Here is a 17183-nt window from a genome sequence, read left to right as displayed (position 1 = left end):
AACATACCTTTAGATCAAATTCTATGCATAACGTAGACTAATGACTATAGTACCGTTAGGAAAGTATCAAGCTTATACGAGGCTCCTGTGCCCTTAGATATCATTATTAACTCAATTGCGATTGTAGGACTTATCCTTGTAATATTCTTATATCGTATGAGCAAAAAGTCGACTATTGCGACAAAAAATCCAAAGTTGAAAAGTACCATAAATACGACGACTTTTAGTGGACTTGGGGAGGCGAACGAACCAAGCCCAAAACTTAGAAATCCAAAAGATGTGCCTGATCCATCAGAAGACTTCATTAATTTTATCTTGCTTGAAGATATTGTTGATGAAAAACAACGTAATCTGTTCGATTCAGCAACCAGCCTTAAAAAGCCACACCCTTTGCTGATTTCGCTTACACGCGATATCAAGGACCCGAAGGAGTTGTTATATATTATTAAAAACGACCCTGAGTTAGTTGTTAAAGTTATCAAAGTAGCCAATTCGTCGTTATTTGCCTTGCGTAAATCAATTACCACCATCAACCATGCCATCGTCTACTTAGGGGTACTTCGAGCAAAAAACATTGCAATGCAATTTGCACTTGAACGTAGTGTAGACTTTGTAAATGATGAGCAAAAACGAGCGTATCATAAAATTTGGAAAGCCAGTTTTCTTGCGAGTTCTATCGGGTTACTCATTGCTAAAGATCTGAAACTAGAAAATTCAGCGGAACTATCGACACGATGCTTACTAGATTATTTAGGTGATATTTCGTTACTCACTGCAAAACCTATAATTGCAAAATATTATTTGAACCACTCTACACACTTTGAGCGCGTTAAAGGTATTCAGAAAGAATTGGGAACTAACGCAGCAATAATGGGCAAAGCCTTCGCAAGAAACGCTCAACTGCCGGAACAAATCATCGACAGTATTGGGGCAAGCATGCTTCCAATGCTAGATAAGTTGACAGGTTCAGAGCTCTCTAAGGAACAACAAACAGTTGTGATTTTTAGTTATTATGTGAGTCGTATTACTGACCTGATTATATTTCAACGATCGATGGATCGTATTGACTTAGACGAAATTAGCTTTGCAGAAACAAGGTGCGATAGCTTTTTTTACGCACAAGCTCAAATAGAATATTACGGTTTTGGTAACATAAATAGTACGTTGCGAAAAGCACGCTTTAAGCAAGAAGTGGGCGCACTGATAGAAAAGCTAAGGCTAGATGAATAAATCAATCAAACCGTAATTACGCTAAAAAAAGTGACCTAAATGTCCAACATTCGCAATTACCACGCTCAGAATGGTGCCGTAAATTGTTTCAACACAGCCTCAATATCAGCTAAACATGCATCCGATAATGACACATCAAACGCCTCAATATTCTCCTTTAACTGAAGCATGTTAGTCGCTCCAATAATAGTCGATGTTACGCCATCAACTTGAGCGCACCATGCCAGTGCCATTTGGCTCGATGTCATACCATGCTTTTTGGCCACATCACAATACGCAATAACAGCTTGTTCTGAATAGATCGTGTTACGGAATAAACCTTGACGTTGAGCCATGGTCCAGCGACTACCCTCGGGTCGCGCGCCACCAATATATTTACCCGTCAACATACCACTCGATAAAGGAGACCAAGGCAGATATGCAATGTTCTCAAACACACACGACTCAATTAGATAAGGCCAGTCTTTTATGTGTACTAAATTAAATTCGTTTTGAATTGAAACCGGTTTGGCCACTCCTAACTCTTCACACAGTTTGAGATAAGTATGAATACCCCAAGTCGTATCGTCTGACAGTCCCCAATGTCTGATTTTTCCGCTTTCAAGTGCTTTTCCTAAGCCTAAAACGATATCTCGCATGCGTTTCTTTTCAGCTTTTACCTGTTGCTGGGTAGCCATGACCTGATTGGGCCAATGCTTACCAAAGTGTGGCGACGTTCTGTTTGGCCAATGCAGTTGATATACATCTATGTAATCAGTTTGCAATCGTACTAATGAATCATCTAATGCTTGCGCGATAGTGGCGCTGCTAATCATCGAATTACCGCGAACATATGGAAAACCGGGGCCGTTTATTTTGCTAGCAATAATTAATTTTTCACGTTGCTCAGGGTTACGTGCAAGCCAGTTACCTATGCATCGCTCTGTATCGCCGTAAGTTTCCTCTGAGGGAGGCACGGGATACATTTCTGCGGTATCAATGAAATTAATGCCACAGGCCATTGCATATTCAATTTGCTCGTCTGCATCAGCCTGTGTATTTTGTACACCCCACGTCATGCTGCCCAAGCAAACACGAGACACAGACAAACCAGAACTTCCAAGAGGAGAGTATTTCATTATTATTTTTTTCCTTTTAAGCCTGAACAAAGTGAAAAGTGTTTGTTAAGCGACGATTTGCAATCACTAGCGGCCAATTTTTAGCATACTATTCACCACTGCAGAGTATACATAGTTTTTAAAAAGTCGATTGCTACTTTATCTTGTCTTTTTTTGCAGACACGGTATACGTTAACAGAAAAAAGCTAAATAAAACCCCGTATTTGTCCATTTCACAATTAACAACAGACGATGACGACGCTTAGTTCATTAACGCCTTGATATGTGAAACAACACTGCGTGATAGCGCACTTAACGCGTATCCACCCTCAAGCATAGACACTATTTTGCCACCGCAGTGTTTGTCTGCAATATTCTTGATTTGCAGCGTCACCCATTCATAGTCTGCCTCAACCAGACGCAAATGCGCTAATGCATCTTCGGCATGCCCATCAAAACCGGCGGAGACAAAAATCATTTCGGGCAAAAAATCATTTAGCTTATCAAACCAAGGCATTACCATTTGACGATATTCATCGCCTTTGGTTCCTGCTGGGATCGGAATATTAAGAATATGCTCGTTAGTTGGCTTATCACCGCTAAAAGGATAAAAAGGATGCTGAAATGACGAGCAAAATAACACGCGAGGATCATCTTTAAAAATATCTTCAGTGCCGTTGCCGTGATGCACGTCAAAATCAATAATAGCAACTTTCTTCATGCCGTAGTGGTCGAGCGCATGCAAAGCTGCAACAGCAATGTTGTTGAAGATACAAAAGCCGCCCGACTTGGCATATTCGGCGTGATGACCAGGCGGACGCACTGCACAAAACGCCTTGTTCGTATCCCCACTCATGATCAGATCTACCCCATGAACACCTGCTCCTGCTGCATGCATTGCGGCATCCAGTGATTGTGGCATCATTAAGGTATCGTCATCTAGCCATTTATGGCCTTCTGTTGGGGCCTCTTTGATTATCTTATCAACAAATTGATTATCATGAGCGCGATAAAGTTGAGCTAATTGCACCGGTGGCGTATCAGCAAAATCAATTGCAAATTCAACACCAGAGGAAATTATCTGATCGTTAATGCTATGCAGCCTTGCGGGTTGCTCTGGATGCTCAGGGTCCATGTCGTGTAATAAACATTTAGGACTGCTTATAAATGTAATCGGCATTTAGCTCTCCTGTAGAAATAATACCAGTTCAACTTCTGCAGGATCTGGATTGAAAACACGTTTGAATTTAAATTGCTCAAACACAGTTATCATCGGCTTATTTTCACTGCGCACATAAGCTACCATTTTTGACACACCTCTTTGCTGGGCAATACTAATCATCAGCTTCATTAATCGAGAGGCCATGCCTTTACCTTGCTGATTTTCGCGCGTAACAAAAGCCACTTCGCAGGTATTATCAGCATTCAAATAATATCGTCCAACGGCTTCAATCTTGACGCTGGACCCTTGCTGGTTAACTATTGTAAGAGCGATATCCTTAGTTTGATTAACGCTCACTAAATCACACGAGTTTTGTCGACTCATACCTTGTGGTAAGTAGTTATAACGCAAGCGCAACGTTTCTTTGGTATGCGAATAAAAGAACTCCTGCAGGCGCCTCTCATCAGCTGGATTAAGCGGCCTTAAGTAAAATACGTCACCTTGTATGTCTATTTCTTGCAGTTGCATTTCACCTAATTCAGCGATATCAGTAGGATACTTGGTTTGATAATCAGGCACCCAATAATGTTGCCTTACTGCTTCAAGTAATTGTTGTCTAAATTTAGGGTGTGCGATCCTAATCAACTCTAAGGCACGTTCTCGGATACTCTTACCTTTTAAGCTTGCGACACCGAATTCAGTAACAATGTAATGCACGTTACCACGCGATGTCACAACGCCTGCCCCTTCCTGAATGTTGGCTACTATTCGAGAAATGGTTCCGCCTTTTGCGGTGGAGGGCAATGCGATGATAGGTTTTCCACCTTTACTGAGCGTTGCTCCTGTAACAAAGTCAACTTGACCACCAATACCACTATAAAAATCGTGGCCAATTGAATCAGCAACGACTTGCCCAGTTAAATCAACTTCCAACGCACTATTGATAGAAACAAGCTTGTCATTTTTTGCAATATTTGTGGGTTTATTCACATAACTTGATGGATAGAATTCAACATGCGGGTTGTTATGTACAAAATCATAAAGGCGTTGTGTCCCCATGCAAAAGCTAACTACTGATTTACCTGGATGAAAAGTTTTAGCACGGTTATTAATGACACCATCCTGAATAAGCTCAATCACCCCATCACTGATCATTTCACTGTGAATGCCAAGGTCTTTGTGCTTGCCCAAATACCGCAGTGTAGCATCCGGTATTTTACCAATGCCTAATTGCAGTGTTGCACCATCCTCCACCAGCATGGCAACGTATTGACCAATACGCTCATAAATTTCATTTTTATTAGCTGGTTTTACTTCTGGTAGTTTTTGTTCGTGTTCAATACACGCCGCAAATTCCGAGATATGAATAAACGAGTGTCCTGCTGTTCTTGGCATTTGCGGGTTTATTTGGGCCACTATCTTTTTTGCAGAACGCGCCGCTGACATAACCACATCAACAGAGACACCTAAAGAACAGTAACCAAGCTCATCTGGCGGGCTAACCATAATTAGAGCTGCATCTAACGGCAAAATATCGTTTGCAAACAAACTAGAAATTTCCGATAAAAAACAAGGTGTGTAATCTGCTCTTCCTTCATCTACTGCTTGGCGGATAACACTACCGTGAATAAAAAAGGTGTTCACTTTAAACTGCCGCTGGTGCTTAGGCAGAGCCCATCTTTCATCAGATAAAGTACCTATATGAGTAACTTCAATGTCTTTAATATCTTTGCCATTTTCAATTAGGCTATCTACTAGGGCATTCGGAATTCCTGCATTGGAGCCAAGAAAGATGCGGTCACCCGATTTAATAATGGCAGACCAATCAATGTAATTGTGAGGCTGAGAAACGACAGATTGCATGAATAATTTCCAGGAAGAGGAAGGAAAATAAAAACGTCCTCTCTATTAATAAATTGAATGTCGCGCAATAGTGACCTAAACCAACAGAGTACGCAAAAGTTTGCAAGGTGCTTTCTATTTAGATGCTTTCTACTGAGATGCTTTCTATTTATCTAAAGTTCTTTAATCAACGCGCATCCAAAACAATTGCAGAGCACATTGTTTTGTACGTTGTTAATGGCTTATCCGCTCACAACGCATGTTAGCTCATCAGCTCTTTTATCGCCCTACTTGCATGGCCTTACTTTTATTAGCATATCAGTGTAGAGGATTTTGTAAGCTTAAAATAATCATCAACAAGACCATGTTATGCAATAAAACGCATCGCTACATTGCATCTTTCATAGCTTTGTCCGTAGGTTTGCATTATTTGTTTGTCATGCTCAAAACCATTCTTCGCATATAGATGAATAGCAGCTTCACATTTTGCGTTAGTCAGCAAAAATAAACAGGTTACGTGCATCTTTTTCGCTTCTTGAATGACATAGCGAAGTAAGATCTCCCCTACTTTCAAGCCACGAGCAGTGTCTAACACGCCCATTTTAGTTAGCTCAAAATTACCGTTACCTTTGTTCAGCAATGCACAAGTGCCAATAATGCCGAGTGTTGCATGTTTTACGAACCAGACTTTTCCACCTTTATCTATAATATGCTTACGCGGCTGCTGCAGTACTTGCTTGTCAATATCTTCTAGGACGAACATGTCATTGATCCATTGCGCATTAATGCTTTCAAAATAAAAGGCTAAATCATCCCTAAACACGAGGATTTCGATATTGTTGTTCATTGATACTATATCCATGTATTACGTGATCCGCTGTAATCTGTTTTTTCTCAGTTATATGTTTTAAGCGCTTACCTAAGCCTAATTCCGCCAGTTCATTTAACATGTTTTCGCGTTAGTTTATTGCACTGCTATCAATTTTGTTACTGCTTTTTAGAAAATAAATATAAATGCTTACGCAAGGAGTGACATGGGGAGTTTTATACGCATTCATATATGCAATTGTTGACTACAATTTACCGATGCGCAACATGGTGAAGCGATGGACTTCGCCATCAAATACTGGTTCGACATAGATTTATACGTATTTTCAAACATGATGAAAATATAGTTCTACACTAGCCAAGTAACGAGTGGACCCAAAAATTAGGTTTTAACAACAGGACACGTGTCTTCCAAAATAGAAATTTAAACCGAAAAACGTAGCCTGCAACCACATTTGTGTATTATATTATTTACACTTATATATTTTCTATTAAATCACAACTGAGCATCAAGATGTCCTTCTCGGGTAATTTTCCGCTAAATAACCTAGACTGCGGGCAGAAAAATTTGGCGTAAAGCGCCTTTAAATTTATACATGACTAGAGAGAGTGCACAATGGTAGACCTATTTGAAAATCCAGCGGGCTTAGATGGATTTGAATTCATCGAATTTTCTTCTCCTGAAAAAGGTCAACTAGAAACAGTATTTACTGCTATGGGATTTAGCCATATTGCGGATCACCGCACCAAAGACGCACAACTATGGCGTCAAGGTGGTATTAATCTTATTGCAAACTATGAACCCAAATCTGCGGCTTGGTATTTTGCTCGCGAACATGGCCCTTCAGCTTGTGGTATGGGTTTTCGCGTTAAAAATGCGGTGACAGCTTATAAGCACTTATTAACGCAAGGTGCCGAGCCGGTGCAAGTCGAGACCGGTCCTATGGAGCTTCGTTTGCCTGCCATTCGAGGCATTGGCAACGCCATCATTTATTTGATAGACCGCTATGGCGATGAGCTGTCTATTTATGACATCGATTTTGACTACATTGAAGGCGTTGACCGCAATCCGATAGGTGCTGGCTTCAATGTTATCGACCATTTAACGCACAACGTTTATGGCGGTCGAATGAACTATTGGGCTGATTTCTATCAGAAATTATTTAACTTCCAAGAAGTTCGCTTCTTCGACATCAAAGGCGAATATACGGGGTTAACGTCAAAAGCACTCAGTGCACCTGATGGTAAAATTCGCATTCCATTAAACGAAGAAGGCGAAGGCGGAAAAGGACAAATTGAAGAGTTTTTACGCGCATTTAATGGCGAAGGGATTCAACATATTGCCTTTAGTTGTGATGACTTAGTCGCTTGCTGGGATCGTTTGAAAGGCATGGGTATGCCGTTTATGACTGCTCCACCATCAACCTATTACGAATTATTAGAAGGCCGTTTGCCGAATCATGGTGAGCCTGTTGAACAACTTCAAACACGCGGTATTTTAATGGATGGTACTACCGAAGGTGGCCCAAGATTATTGCTTCAAATATTTTCTGAAACACAATTAGGTCCAGTGTTTTTTGAATTTATTCAGCGCAAGGGTGATGAAGGTTTCGGTGAAGGCAACTTCAAAGCCTTGTTCGAATCTATTGAACGCGACCAAATAAATCGCGGTGTTTTAAACACTTCCAAGAAAGTTGAGGAAGAGGAGGACGTATGAGCCATCCAATCCAGCTAAATGGTTTTCATCATGTGGCTTATCGCTGCAAAGATGCGAAAGAGACTGTTGAGTTTTACCAAAATGTATTAGGCATGGATTTCCAACTAGCGATAGCCGAGGATCACGTGCCATCTACTGGTGCTTATGACCCCTACATGCATATTTTCATGGATGCCGGCAATGGCAACGTGCTGGCTTTTTTCGAGCTGCCACAGCAGCCCGATATGGATCGGGACCAAAATACGCCTAAATGGGTGCAACATATCGCCATGAAATTGGATAATTTAGAGGCTTTAAATGCAGCTAAGGTTTCGATTGAGAGTCACGGCATCAATGTCATTGGCCCCACTAATCATGGCATATTCAAATCGATTTACTTCTTCGATCCGAACGGCCACCGTTTAGAACTGGCAGTCAATACGCATACACAAGAGCAAATGCAAGAGCTACATAGAGTTGCACCAGAAATGCTAGATGAGTGGAGCAAAACTAAAAAAGCGCCGCGGCATGCGGCTTGGTTACATGAACAAATTGCTAACGATAAGTAGCCACTAATGCTCTTATCAAAAGGCAGTATTTGTTTGAAGTATTGTCTTTTTTATTGTTAAGCCCACTGTTTAGCAATTCTGCGCGCTTTATTAATCAGTTTTTTACGATGATTAAGTCCCAATTATTCGTCTTTTGTTTGTGCTAGCTTGTTTTATACTCAATAAAACTAATGTGTCTATTGAGGTAAAATAATGATTAATGTAAGTAAGATGTTTGCCAGTTTAAGTCGCTCAGGAATGATGAAAGGATCGGGTGGCGCTTTATTGGGCGGTGGCATTGCTGGCGGCATTGCTGGTGGCCTTATGAGTGGCAAGGGTGCAGGGAAGCAAGCTTTACAAATAGGCGCTTTAGCAGCTGTGGGAGGGATTGCTTGGAAAGCGTATAAGTCATACTCTGACCAACAGGCACAAGATCGCGCATTTGGTCGTGGTAAATATCAAGATTATTCAGATAGCCCACAACCTCAGTCACCCCAGCAAGCCTCTCAATTTGCTTACGACCCACAAAGTTTGAATGAATCGCAATTCGATGCTGTGGTTAACGAAACGAACGCTCAGGGCCAGCTTTTATTACTCAGAGCCATGGTAGCCGCGGCGCATGCCGACGGACACATAGATCAAACCGAACGAATGAAGATATTCGATAAAGTTGACGCTATGGATTTGAGCACGGAAGACAAGTCATCGCTGTTTGATGAAATGCGCAACCCATTGAGTATTGAACAACTGGTTACTAAAGTACCTTGTTCTGAAGCCGCCGCTGAGGTGTATGCAATTAGCGCTATTGCACTGGACTTAGGTCAAACTGACTCACGTATCTACCTAGATAAATTAGCTCGAATGCTGTGTATTCCTTCTCAGTTGCAACATGCACTAGAGGAAACAGCATATGACGCACGATTGTCAGTGCATGCTTAGGCAATAAAAATGAATCTACCTTTGCTGATCTCACTTTTGTCTTATGAGTTAACTAAAAACACGCTTTAAAAGCGTAAAGAAAGCCCATCCCTTGGGCGATTGAAAAGGTAAATTACTGTTTTGAGTGATTTACCATTATAAATTAAGACAGTGCTAAGGTTTGCTCTAGTGCTCTAGGTAATGCATTAACATACTTTTGAACATCGGGGATCATGCCCATGCTGACGCGTGACCAACTGGTATAATCACGATAGATCCCACGTATCAAGACATTTTGCTCTTCCATTTTTTGCCTAAAAATTTCGGCATTCCCTTTACCTAAATCAACAAAAACAAAGTTAGTTGAGGAAGGAAGTGCGATGAGCCCATTTGCCTTAACCGCATCTACTACCATTTCGCGCCCCTCAACGATCTTGGACTTAGACATCTTCAAGAAAGCGTCGTCATTGTAGCTGGCTATCGCTGCGGCTAATCCTGCTTGATTCATTGCATAACCGCCTAAACTATAGCGATTTATGTCATTTGTATTTTCTTCAGAAGCCAGCATGTAACCGACGCGCATGCCAGCGAGGCCATATATTTTAGAGAAAGTCTTGGCCACTATTACGTTATGCCCCTCCCTTACCAACGAGACCATTGAATTTGTTTCAGGCATGTCTGTCACTTCATTATAAGCTTCGTCAACTAACACCAATGTTTTCTTAGACGCCTTAATACAAAACTCTCTTAATTTCCTGGCGTCCAATAGTTGCCCAGTAGGGTTGTTAGGGTTTGTCACATGCACCGTGGCAACATTGCTATCAATCGCAGCATACAAGGCATCTAGATCAATACTCAAATCTGCTGTTTTGGCAATTCGTTTGATCTTCTCTCTGCCCATCCGTTGCGGTGCTTGTGCGGTTGTGTCCCAAAACAGGTCTGGACCTAAAATTTGGCCCTTATTTGACGCTGCAATAGCCGCATACGACAATACACCGCTTGAACCCGAACTCAATGATACCTGGGTTTTACTCAAGGCATTTTTCTCAGCAATCATATCAACCAATACCTGATATGGCTCTGCGGCATAGTAGGCTCCCTTAGCAGTTGCTAGCATCATGGCTTTCATTGCATCAGGACTTGGTCCGTAAGGATTTTCATTGGCATTAAGTTTGGCGATACCCGCAATCGGCCCATAATTAATCACCGGGACAGTATGATTCGCCGCCAGTGCACTGCCTGATAAAGATACCAAGCCCCCAACAGCAACAGCAGAGGCTGTTACCAACGTTCCTCTTAAAAATAATCGTCTACTTAAATTCTCTGTCATGTGATCAGCCCTTTACTTTTAGTCTCTAATTGATTTTTAAAACGCTTTGTAAAACATAGAAATAGATACTGCTATCAGGTAAAGCCCAAATATTTTCTTCAAATTTACCTCGTCCAGACTATGCGCCCATTTAGCTCCCAAAGGAGCCGTCATTACCGATCCGACGCTGATAGCGGCAAGCGCAGGAATATTGATGAATCCAACCGTACCGTAAGGCAGATCCTGTGCATTTTGCCCCATCAGCAAAAATCCAATTGAACCCGGGATGCCAATAATAAAACCTACACCAGCAGCCGTTGCTATGGCTTGATGCACGCTGCGATTACAGATCACCATCGTCATTACCGTAATGGTTCCGCCACCAATCCCAAGCAGTGCCGAAAAACCGCCTAAGAAAGACGCCAGTCCGGCTTTAAATATACCTTTTGGCATGGTCAATGTGTTTGATGTTCCAGCAAAGAGTGTGGGGAATAAAAAGTAAATCGAGTACAATAATACGCCAATAGCAAACACCAGAATGAGACTTTCTGAGCTTGTGCGTGACGCAATATATAATCCAACGACTACCCCAACCACCAACCAGATTGACCAGTCTTTCAACACTAAAAAATCGACTGCACCTTTTTTCTTATGCGCCTGCACAGAGCGTGCACTGGAAACCACAATTGATGCTAAAGACGTGCCAATTGCAACCTTAATGAGCTCACCAGATGAGTCAGTAAAAAAAGGAAAAACCGCCAAAAGAGCAGGCACGACGACAAACCCTCCTCCGTTTCCGAACAACCCAGATGTAATACCAGCAATTGCACCCGCAAGACATAAGGTTATTACAAACCACAACAGCTCAACTTCCATAACACCCCTTAGAAATAATTTAATAACTGGGAATACAGAAGAAAGTGCTGTACGTAAATCACACAGCATAATCAGTGCCACATTGACAGGTCACTGTTTACGCATCAGCTCAGTCATTATCTACATGACGCTGCACTAAACTGACTATTTGTCGCGCAAAGATGATGCAAAAAGGATAGGTTGGGATATCAATAGCAGAATAAAGAGTCGAGAGAATTCATGTTTAGTGCGGTTGTACAAAGCAGAGACGGGGCATTTAAGTTGCCTTTGGCATTAATCAAAAAAGGCGACTAAAGTCGCCTTTTTACCTCATTACTAAGCAAGCTACATACTATTCAACTCAGCTTGAAGTTGTTCGGTTTCACTCTTTTCTCTACCAACAAATTGCCCCCACTGCTGGGCAGCCGCTCTGCTTGACTTAAACTGTTCGGCTTTGGCAAGTTCATCCAGGGCTTTAACGAATTCTTCCTGATTATAATATGCCAAGCCCAGTAGCATGTGTACTGAACCTTGGTTGCTCAAGCCACCCTTCTCAAGCGCTCTACTTGATGAAGTAATCGCGCTTTCAAACTTATCACTGTTGTAATAAAGGTGAGCGAGTTGTGCGTCTAATTCGCCGTTTTCAGCTAATTCAGCGGCTTCAATTAAGACAGGAATGGCTCTATCTTGCTCTTTTGCCGACGTCAGGCAAATAGACAAGAACTTGAGATTGCGCAGATTCCGTTCTAACACACCGTTCTTAATAGCTTGTTCCATCAATGCAGCTGCTTTGATGGGTGCTTCGTGATAATAATACAATTGTGCAAAGTTAAAAATATCAGACGCAGAGTCTACATAGCCCAGTTGATAAGCACTTTCCATCATCGCTAGTTGACGTTTTTCTTGACCGAGCTCACCATACATACCGGCCAACTGTATCCAATATTTAGGGTTGTCATATAGGCGGATCATCTTAGCCAAAATCTCTTTTACTTTTTCTGGCTGCTTCATTTCATAATAAACAGCACGTTGTAAAATTAACCAACCCTCATCAGGTAAGTAACCTTCAGCTTCATGACCGTCAATTGCTAACTCAATATATCGAGCTGACTCAGCATAGTTTTTATTTTGATAATGCGCTTGGGCTTTTAAAACAAAGTTTTTCGGTGGAATAACACCATTGTTTAAGGCTTCCCATTGTTCTAACTTCTCAATACTCTTTTCGAATTTACCCGTGGCCATATACAGCTGTGCCAAAGTAAACAGGGTTGTTTGTTCAAACTTTTCAGGGATCGATTCTTGAGCCACCGCTTGTTCAAAACTTTCGATCGATTTTTCTAGCTGTTCATTATTGTAATAAATAAACCCGTAGAAGTTATACATCATCGATTTTTCATAACCGTTCATCGAACTGTCTTTATCTCGAACTTCGTCTAATATTTCTATAGCTTCAGCCACGTTGCCAGCATCACCGGCTGTTTGCGCCCGAGACAATTGGTCATATACCCTCGAACGCAATGCCGGTACGCGACGCGTTTTACGTTCGCCTGGTTTGATTGTTGAAGACTCAGTTGCTTCCGCGTCTTGCGCAAAAGCCAGATTAGTCACTGATGAAATCGTTAGCATAGCCGCAAAAACGATCATTAAGGATAAGACCACGTTTAATACCAAAGAGAGTTTATTTTTCATCATCGTCCCTTTATCCATCAATCTTAAAGGTAATGCGGTTTTGAACCCCAGAAACAGCTGCGGGCTCGCCGTTCACAACACGTGGTTTATACTTGAATTTTTTAGCCGCATCCATCGCCGCTTCATCAAAAATATCTTCTGGGTTAGCCTCAACCACAAAAATATCAACCACGGCGCCTATTTTATTTACCGTGAATTCAACAATTACGTAACCCTGAATTCCACGCTGTAATGCACGTCTGGGATACACTGGCGTTACTTTAACGATAGGTAAATATTCACCATCGCCTGACCCTAAAGCTAAGCCGCCATCAAGTGCAATATCATTCGACATATCAGCTCCAAAATCCAGTGCAGCACCTTCTCCATCCGGTGTAGATGAGTCCATTTTCGGTGCCTCCATTTCAGGTGGTGGCGCTTCTGGCTTTGGCGGACGTTTTAGTTTGTTATCTTTCTTCTGTACGTTTTCTTCTTTTGGCACACGCACAAAATCAAGTACCTTCCCTTCCGGTGGTTCAGATAACGTCTTATCACCGCTGGCTATCAAGGCTTGCATTAAAAAGAACAAGCTCAGTGTGATAACAGCAGCTAAGACAATAGCAATTAACAGTCTTAGCATAACAATCTACTCTTGTGCAGCGATGGAAACGTCGGATACACCGGCCGCGCGAGAGGCATCCATGACTTTAATTAAATACTCAGTTGTTGATTTCCGATCCGCTTGAATGACCACTGAACCTTGCGGATTTTCAGCGTGTAAACGTTCAACGTTAGCCTGCACAGCGCGAACATCAATTCTGCGTTTATTAATCCAAATTTCGTTTTTATCGCTGATACCAATCAAGATATTGGCGCGGTCTTTTTTCACTGCAGTAGCCGCATCCGGACGGTTAACGTCGATGCCTGACTCTTTTACAAAAGACGCCGTAACAATAAAGAAAATCAACATAATGAACACAACATCAAGCATCGGTGTCATATCAATTGTTGCTTCTTCTTCTTCGACTAAATTTTGTAAATGTTTCATAAGTATTCCTTGACCAACCAGCGATTATTCGCTGCGTTGAAGTTGTAATGCGTCTTCTAAATGCATACGTTCAGTTTTTGCGGTTCTGGTTAACCAAGTTGACGCAAATACACCCGAAAGAGCCCCGACCATGCCTGCCATTGTTGGAATAGTCGCTTGCGATACCCCTGCAGCCATTGAACGAGCGTTACCACCACCTGACATTGCCATTACGTCAAATACCATGATCATGCCGGTCACTGTTCCCATTAATCCAAGTAATGGACAAAGGGCAACCAAGGCTTGAATAATAGGCAAACTAAAACGTAATTTTAAACTCACTCGGGAAATCATTGCCTGGCGGATCTGCTTCGCATTCCACGAATTACGTTCAGGGCGTGCATGCCATTGGCTAATAGTTTCTTTCATCATCAGCTTGTGGTTATTGGTCACGTATAGAATTCTCTCGAGTATCAATATCCACATCACGAAGATGAGTGCTCCAATAACCAGCAGAATACTTCCACCAGTTTCGGTAAAATCACGAATTGATTCGAAAATATCCATAAACATGACTTACGCCTTAGCTTGTTGAACAGCTTGCTTAGCAGCTTGCTTCTCAGCGCGCTCTGCAATAACGCCAGCAGACTGTTCTTGTAAAATCATCACAACATTTTTACTTTGCGTACTCAACAGCGCATAAAGCAGGGTTGTTGGAATAGCGACAACCAAACCGAGCACCGTTGTCATTAGTGCCGATGAAATACCACCCGCCATTATTTTCGGGTCACCAGTACCAAACAACGTGATTTGTTGGAAAGTCACAATCATACCGGTTACGGTTCCCAGCAAGCCACCCAAAGGCGCAACCACTGAAATCATTTTAACCAAGGTTAAGTAGCGACCTAATTTGGGTACTTCACCTAAAATTGCTTCAGTTAAATGCAGCTCTAAAGCTTCGGTATCTACATCAGGGTAATTTTCTTTTATTTTCAAAACGCGACCTAATGGATTCTTGCTTGACAATGTATCTGACTTCAATTGACGACTGACCGAGGCGGTGACTAGCGATAACGCGATAAAGCGCCAGAAAGCGACCAAAATACCCACGGCACCAACAGCAATGATGATATAACCCACTAATCCGCCTTGATGAATACGCTCTTCTAATGAAGGCGCTTGAATTAGCAAGCCAAGAATAGAGCCTCCCGTTGGGTCTAAACCAAAGGTAACCAATTCACCTGACGAATTTTGTAACTCAGTAGTTGAATTAACAAAACGGTCTTTTGGTTGACGTAGTAATTCAGAAACAACCCCTGTTGCGCCCTGATATTCTAAGTATTTACCATCAGAAACCAGCGCAAATGGGCCTACTCTTACGACTTCTTTATTCACTTTCTGGCCACCAGCTTCAACCACATCGGTGTTAAAACGAGTAACTTTGCCTGACTCGGTCATTTCTCGTTGAATTTCAAACCAAACACGCTCAATTTCAGCAATTGATGCAAGTTTAGTGGATTTACCCATCGACTGAGCCATCATGTCTAAGAACTCCGAACGACCCGGAATTTGAGCAGAAATAATAGAGTTAGAAAGTTTATTTTTAGTGTCACCAGCAACTTGTTGCAAGACACCAAATAATTCTTTTAATGAACCTAAGCGATTATCTAAAGCACCATTTAAATCCGTAATTTTAAACTCATTTTCTTCAAATTGAGTTTCTAGGTTCTCAGAAGAAGCCAATTGGGCATCACGAAGTTTCAGCGTGTCACGCAAAATCTGATCTTGCTGCGTGCGTTTTGACGTAAAGTCTTGTTCACGCGATTTGTTTTGCTCTGACTGTGCGAACTTACCTTCTTCTAATTGCTTAAGAAGCGCGTCCAAGTCAAGTGCAGTGTCTGACTGTGCTTGCACAGAAAATGATAAAGCGATAGCGGCTATTGCCGCTAACAGCGATTTTACAGGCATACTGATTTTATAAATAGTGTTGCTGTTGCTGCTGCTCTTACAAAAGAATGTTTTCATTATCTTTCCCTTAATCCGTAATCGCGACGGGAACCATTAATAGGTCCGGTGCTAGCTGTTTCTTGGCGATACGTAAACCTTTAGATATTTGATTTTTGTAGCTTGAATCAAGTTCTTCCCACTGCTGTGTTTGTTTGTTCCACGCACCTTGATAGCTGCCATCGCGCGTTTGATAAATCAATGACGTGCGACCAATGCGAAGAAATTCAACAGAACGTTCTTGGCCATTAATGTCTTTCAAACCAGGGTAAGCTTCAATCGTTTTGCCGTAGTCCATTTCAACTTGATAAGCTTCCATAACACGACGAAATTTTTCAGATGACGTGACGTCAGCTCTATCCATCATATTTTGTAAATCTAAGATTCGGTTACCACGCTCTTCGGCAAGGAAAGGCACGTCAAGTTCGACGAACTGAGATAAGCCGGTAATCATTTTCAGCATCAAAGGCGTAATTTGACGCTCAATTACACTTACTTCGTCTATTGATTGGTTGAGATCTAACATCTCTTGATCTTGGTTAGCTATTTGACGACGTAGTTGTTCGTTATAAACATCTAAGCCCTCTATTTCTTTGCTTAGTGCTTTGAACTGCTGAAGTTTGTCATCAATTTGATCAGTGATACTATTAATTTTAGTTTGCGACTTAACCGCAGATTCATTAATTTCAGTCGCCTTTTTGGCTGCTGGGTCAAGATATTTATCTTCTTGTGCAAGAGCAGCCGTGCTAAGTAGCACTGACGTGACTGCAGTCGCTATTAACGTTTGAAAAACCTTCATATACGCATCCTAAGTTCAAAATAAACGAGCTAGGCGTTAGTCAAATAAACCAACGACAAGACCAAAATCTGCGCAAAGGATAGAGGTATTCTATTACAGATTTATTACATAACTGTCATATTCGTGAAAGTCTTGCTGCATCTAGATAGAAAAAAGCCATACTATGATTGTAAAGGGTCTACATAGTACAGCTTTGAGGC

At 41.7% G+C, this 17183-nt stretch carries 16 protein-coding genes; 4 read left to right on the top strand and 12 right to left on the bottom strand.

All coding sequences use genetic code 11. From position 1 onward, the window contains the following. Positions 1-87 precede the first annotated feature (87 nt). On the top strand, positions 88-1230 hold the full coding sequence (locus tag CXF81_RS13600) for an HDOD domain-containing protein (RefSeq protein WP_101181886.1): 1143 nt from the start codon (positions 88-90) through the stop codon (positions 1228-1230). A 65-nt stretch (positions 1231-1295) separates the two neighbouring features. Here the strand turns inward: CXF81_RS13600 and CXF81_RS13595 are convergent, their stop codons facing one another. From CXF81_RS13595 to CXF81_RS13580, 4 genes are all read right to left on the bottom strand, one after another. After that, complete coding sequence (locus tag CXF81_RS13595; protein WP_101181885.1) at positions 1296-2348, bottom strand: aldo/keto reductase; 1053 nt, start codon at positions 2346-2348, stop codon at positions 1296-1298. A gap of 241 nt (positions 2349-2589) precedes the next feature. Beyond that, a complete protein-coding gene (locus CXF81_RS13590; protein ID WP_101181884.1) occupies positions 2590-3507 on the bottom strand; it encodes a histone deacetylase family protein in 918 nt (305 codons plus the stop codon). After that, positions 3508-5352 (bottom strand): bifunctional acetyl-CoA hydrolase/transferase family protein/GNAT family N-acetyltransferase, encoded by a 1845-nt coding sequence (locus CXF81_RS13585; protein WP_101181883.1) that lies wholly within the window; start codon positions 5350-5352, stop codon positions 3508-3510. Between the two features lie 346 nt (positions 5353-5698). Beyond that, positions 5699-6178 carry a GNAT family N-acetyltransferase gene (locus CXF81_RS13580; RefSeq protein WP_232771929.1) on the bottom strand — a complete coding sequence of 160 codons (480 nt, stop codon included), beginning with the start codon at positions 6176-6178 and terminating at the stop codon, positions 5699-5701. Between the two features lie 597 nt (positions 6179-6775). Between CXF81_RS13580 and hppD the strand changes: the two genes are divergently transcribed. The 3 genes from hppD to CXF81_RS13565 all read left to right on the top strand — a co-directional run bounded on the left by hppD (position 6776) and on the right by CXF81_RS13565 (position 9342). After that, a complete protein-coding gene (hppD, locus tag CXF81_RS13575; RefSeq protein WP_101181881.1) occupies positions 6776-7876 on the top strand; it encodes a 4-hydroxyphenylpyruvate dioxygenase in 1101 nt (366 codons plus the stop codon). Further along, positions 7873-8424: a VOC family protein gene (locus CXF81_RS13570; RefSeq protein WP_101181880.1), complete on the top strand. Its 552-nt coding sequence runs from the start codon at positions 7873-7875 to the stop codon at positions 8422-8424. Before hppD ends, CXF81_RS13570 begins: the two co-directional genes overlap by 4 nt. Before the next feature lie 192 nt (positions 8425-8616). Continuing rightward, the gene (locus tag CXF81_RS13565; protein WP_101181879.1) at positions 8617-9342 is read left to right on the top strand and encodes a tellurite resistance TerB family protein; all 726 of its coding nucleotides are present in this window, start codon (positions 8617-8619) and stop codon (positions 9340-9342) included. Between the two features lie 142 nt (positions 9343-9484). Here CXF81_RS13565 and CXF81_RS13560 read toward each other — a convergent pair whose 3' ends face one another. The 8 genes from CXF81_RS13560 to CXF81_RS13525 all read right to left on the bottom strand — a co-directional run bounded on the left by CXF81_RS13560 (position 9485) and on the right by CXF81_RS13525 (position 16983). After that, positions 9485-10651, bottom strand: a complete 1167-nt coding sequence (locus CXF81_RS13560; RefSeq protein ID WP_101181878.1) for a histidinol-phosphate transaminase — start codon at positions 10649-10651, stop codon at positions 9485-9487. Positions 10652-10687: 36 nt separating this feature from the next. Then, a complete protein-coding gene (locus tag CXF81_RS13555; protein WP_101181877.1) occupies positions 10688-11506 on the bottom strand; it encodes a sulfite exporter TauE/SafE family protein in 819 nt (272 codons plus the stop codon). Between the two features lie 324 nt (positions 11507-11830). Next, positions 11831-13177 (bottom strand): tetratricopeptide repeat protein, encoded by a 1347-nt coding sequence (locus CXF81_RS13550; protein WP_101181876.1) that lies wholly within the window; start codon positions 13175-13177, stop codon positions 11831-11833. 7 nt (positions 13178-13184) lie between these two features. After that, complete coding sequence (locus tag CXF81_RS13545) at positions 13185-13793, bottom strand: energy transducer TonB (protein ID WP_101181875.1); 609 nt, start codon at positions 13791-13793, stop codon at positions 13185-13187. Positions 13794-13799: 6 nt separating this feature from the next. Next, positions 13800-14201, bottom strand: coding sequence for a biopolymer transporter ExbD (locus CXF81_RS13540; RefSeq protein WP_006013789.1), 402 nt, complete (start codon positions 14199-14201; stop codon positions 13800-13802). A gap of 24 nt (positions 14202-14225) precedes the next feature. Continuing rightward, on the bottom strand, positions 14226-14753 hold the full coding sequence (locus CXF81_RS13535) for a MotA/TolQ/ExbB proton channel family protein (RefSeq protein WP_101181874.1): 528 nt from the start codon (positions 14751-14753) through the stop codon (positions 14226-14228). A 3-nt stretch (positions 14754-14756) separates the two neighbouring features. After that, the gene (locus tag CXF81_RS13530; RefSeq protein WP_101182041.1) at positions 14757-16148 is read right to left on the bottom strand and encodes a MotA/TolQ/ExbB proton channel family protein; all 1392 of its coding nucleotides are present in this window, start codon (positions 16146-16148) and stop codon (positions 14757-14759) included. Positions 16149-16215: 67 nt separating this feature from the next. Further along, positions 16216-16983, bottom strand: a complete 768-nt coding sequence (locus CXF81_RS13525) for a DUF3450 domain-containing protein (RefSeq protein ID WP_101181873.1) — start codon at positions 16981-16983, stop codon at positions 16216-16218. Positions 16984-17183 lie beyond the last annotated feature (200 nt).

This window comes from Glaciecola sp. 33A (genome assembly GCF_002836745.1).
Classification (GTDB): domain Bacteria; phylum Pseudomonadota; class Gammaproteobacteria; order Enterobacterales; family Alteromonadaceae; genus Glaciecola.
The sequence above is the reverse complement of the archived record's forward strand: the minus strand, read 5'-3'. Positions and strand labels throughout refer to the sequence as shown.

Bases quoted from the DNA above. Each gene is read 5' to 3' on its own strand.
- CXF81_RS13545 (WP_101181875.1), bottom strand. From the start codon at position 13,793: ATGCTAAGACTGTTAATTGCTATTGTCTTAGCTGCTGTTATCACACTG.
- CXF81_RS13560 (WP_101181878.1), bottom strand. From the start codon at position 10,651: ATGACAGAGAATTTAAGTAGACGATTATTTTTAAGAGGAACGTTGGTA.
- CXF81_RS13565 (WP_101181879.1), top strand. From the start codon at position 8,617: ATGATTAATGTAAGTAAGATGTTTGCCAGTTTAAGTCGCTCAGGAATG.
- CXF81_RS13550 (WP_101181876.1), bottom strand. From the start codon at position 13,177: ATGATGAAAAATAAACTCTCTTTGGTATTAAACGTGGTCTTATCCTTA.
- CXF81_RS13555 (WP_101181877.1), bottom strand. From the start codon at position 11,506: ATGGAAGTTGAGCTGTTGTGGTTTGTAATAACCTTATGTCTTGCGGGT.
- CXF81_RS13585 (WP_101181883.1), bottom strand. From the start codon at position 5,352: ATGCAATCTGTCGTTTCTCAGCCTCACAATTACATTGATTGGTCTGCC.
- CXF81_RS13580 (WP_232771929.1), bottom strand. From the start codon at position 6,178: ATGAACAACAATATCGAAATCCTCGTGTTTAGGGATGATTTAGCCTTT.
- CXF81_RS13530 (WP_101182041.1), bottom strand. From the start codon at position 16,148: ATGCCTGTAAAATCGCTGTTAGCGGCAATAGCCGCTATCGCTTTATCA.
- CXF81_RS13590 (WP_101181884.1), bottom strand. From the start codon at position 3,507: ATGCCGATTACATTTATAAGCAGTCCTAAATGTTTATTACACGACATG.
- CXF81_RS13570 (WP_101181880.1), top strand. From the start codon at position 7,873: ATGAGCCATCCAATCCAGCTAAATGGTTTTCATCATGTGGCTTATCGC.
- hppD (WP_101181881.1), top strand. From the start codon at position 6,776: ATGGTAGACCTATTTGAAAATCCAGCGGGCTTAGATGGATTTGAATTC.
- CXF81_RS13535 (WP_101181874.1), bottom strand. From the start codon at position 14,753: ATGTTTATGGATATTTTCGAATCAATTCGTGATTTTACCGAAACTGGT.
- CXF81_RS13540 (WP_006013789.1), bottom strand. From the start codon at position 14,201: ATGAAACATTTACAAAATTTAGTCGAAGAAGAAGAAGCAACAATTGAT.
- CXF81_RS13525 (WP_101181873.1), bottom strand. From the start codon at position 16,983: ATGAAGGTTTTTCAAACGTTAATAGCGACTGCAGTCACGTCAGTGCTA.
- CXF81_RS13595 (WP_101181885.1), bottom strand. From the start codon at position 2,348: ATGAAATACTCTCCTCTTGGAAGTTCTGGTTTGTCTGTGTCTCGTGTT.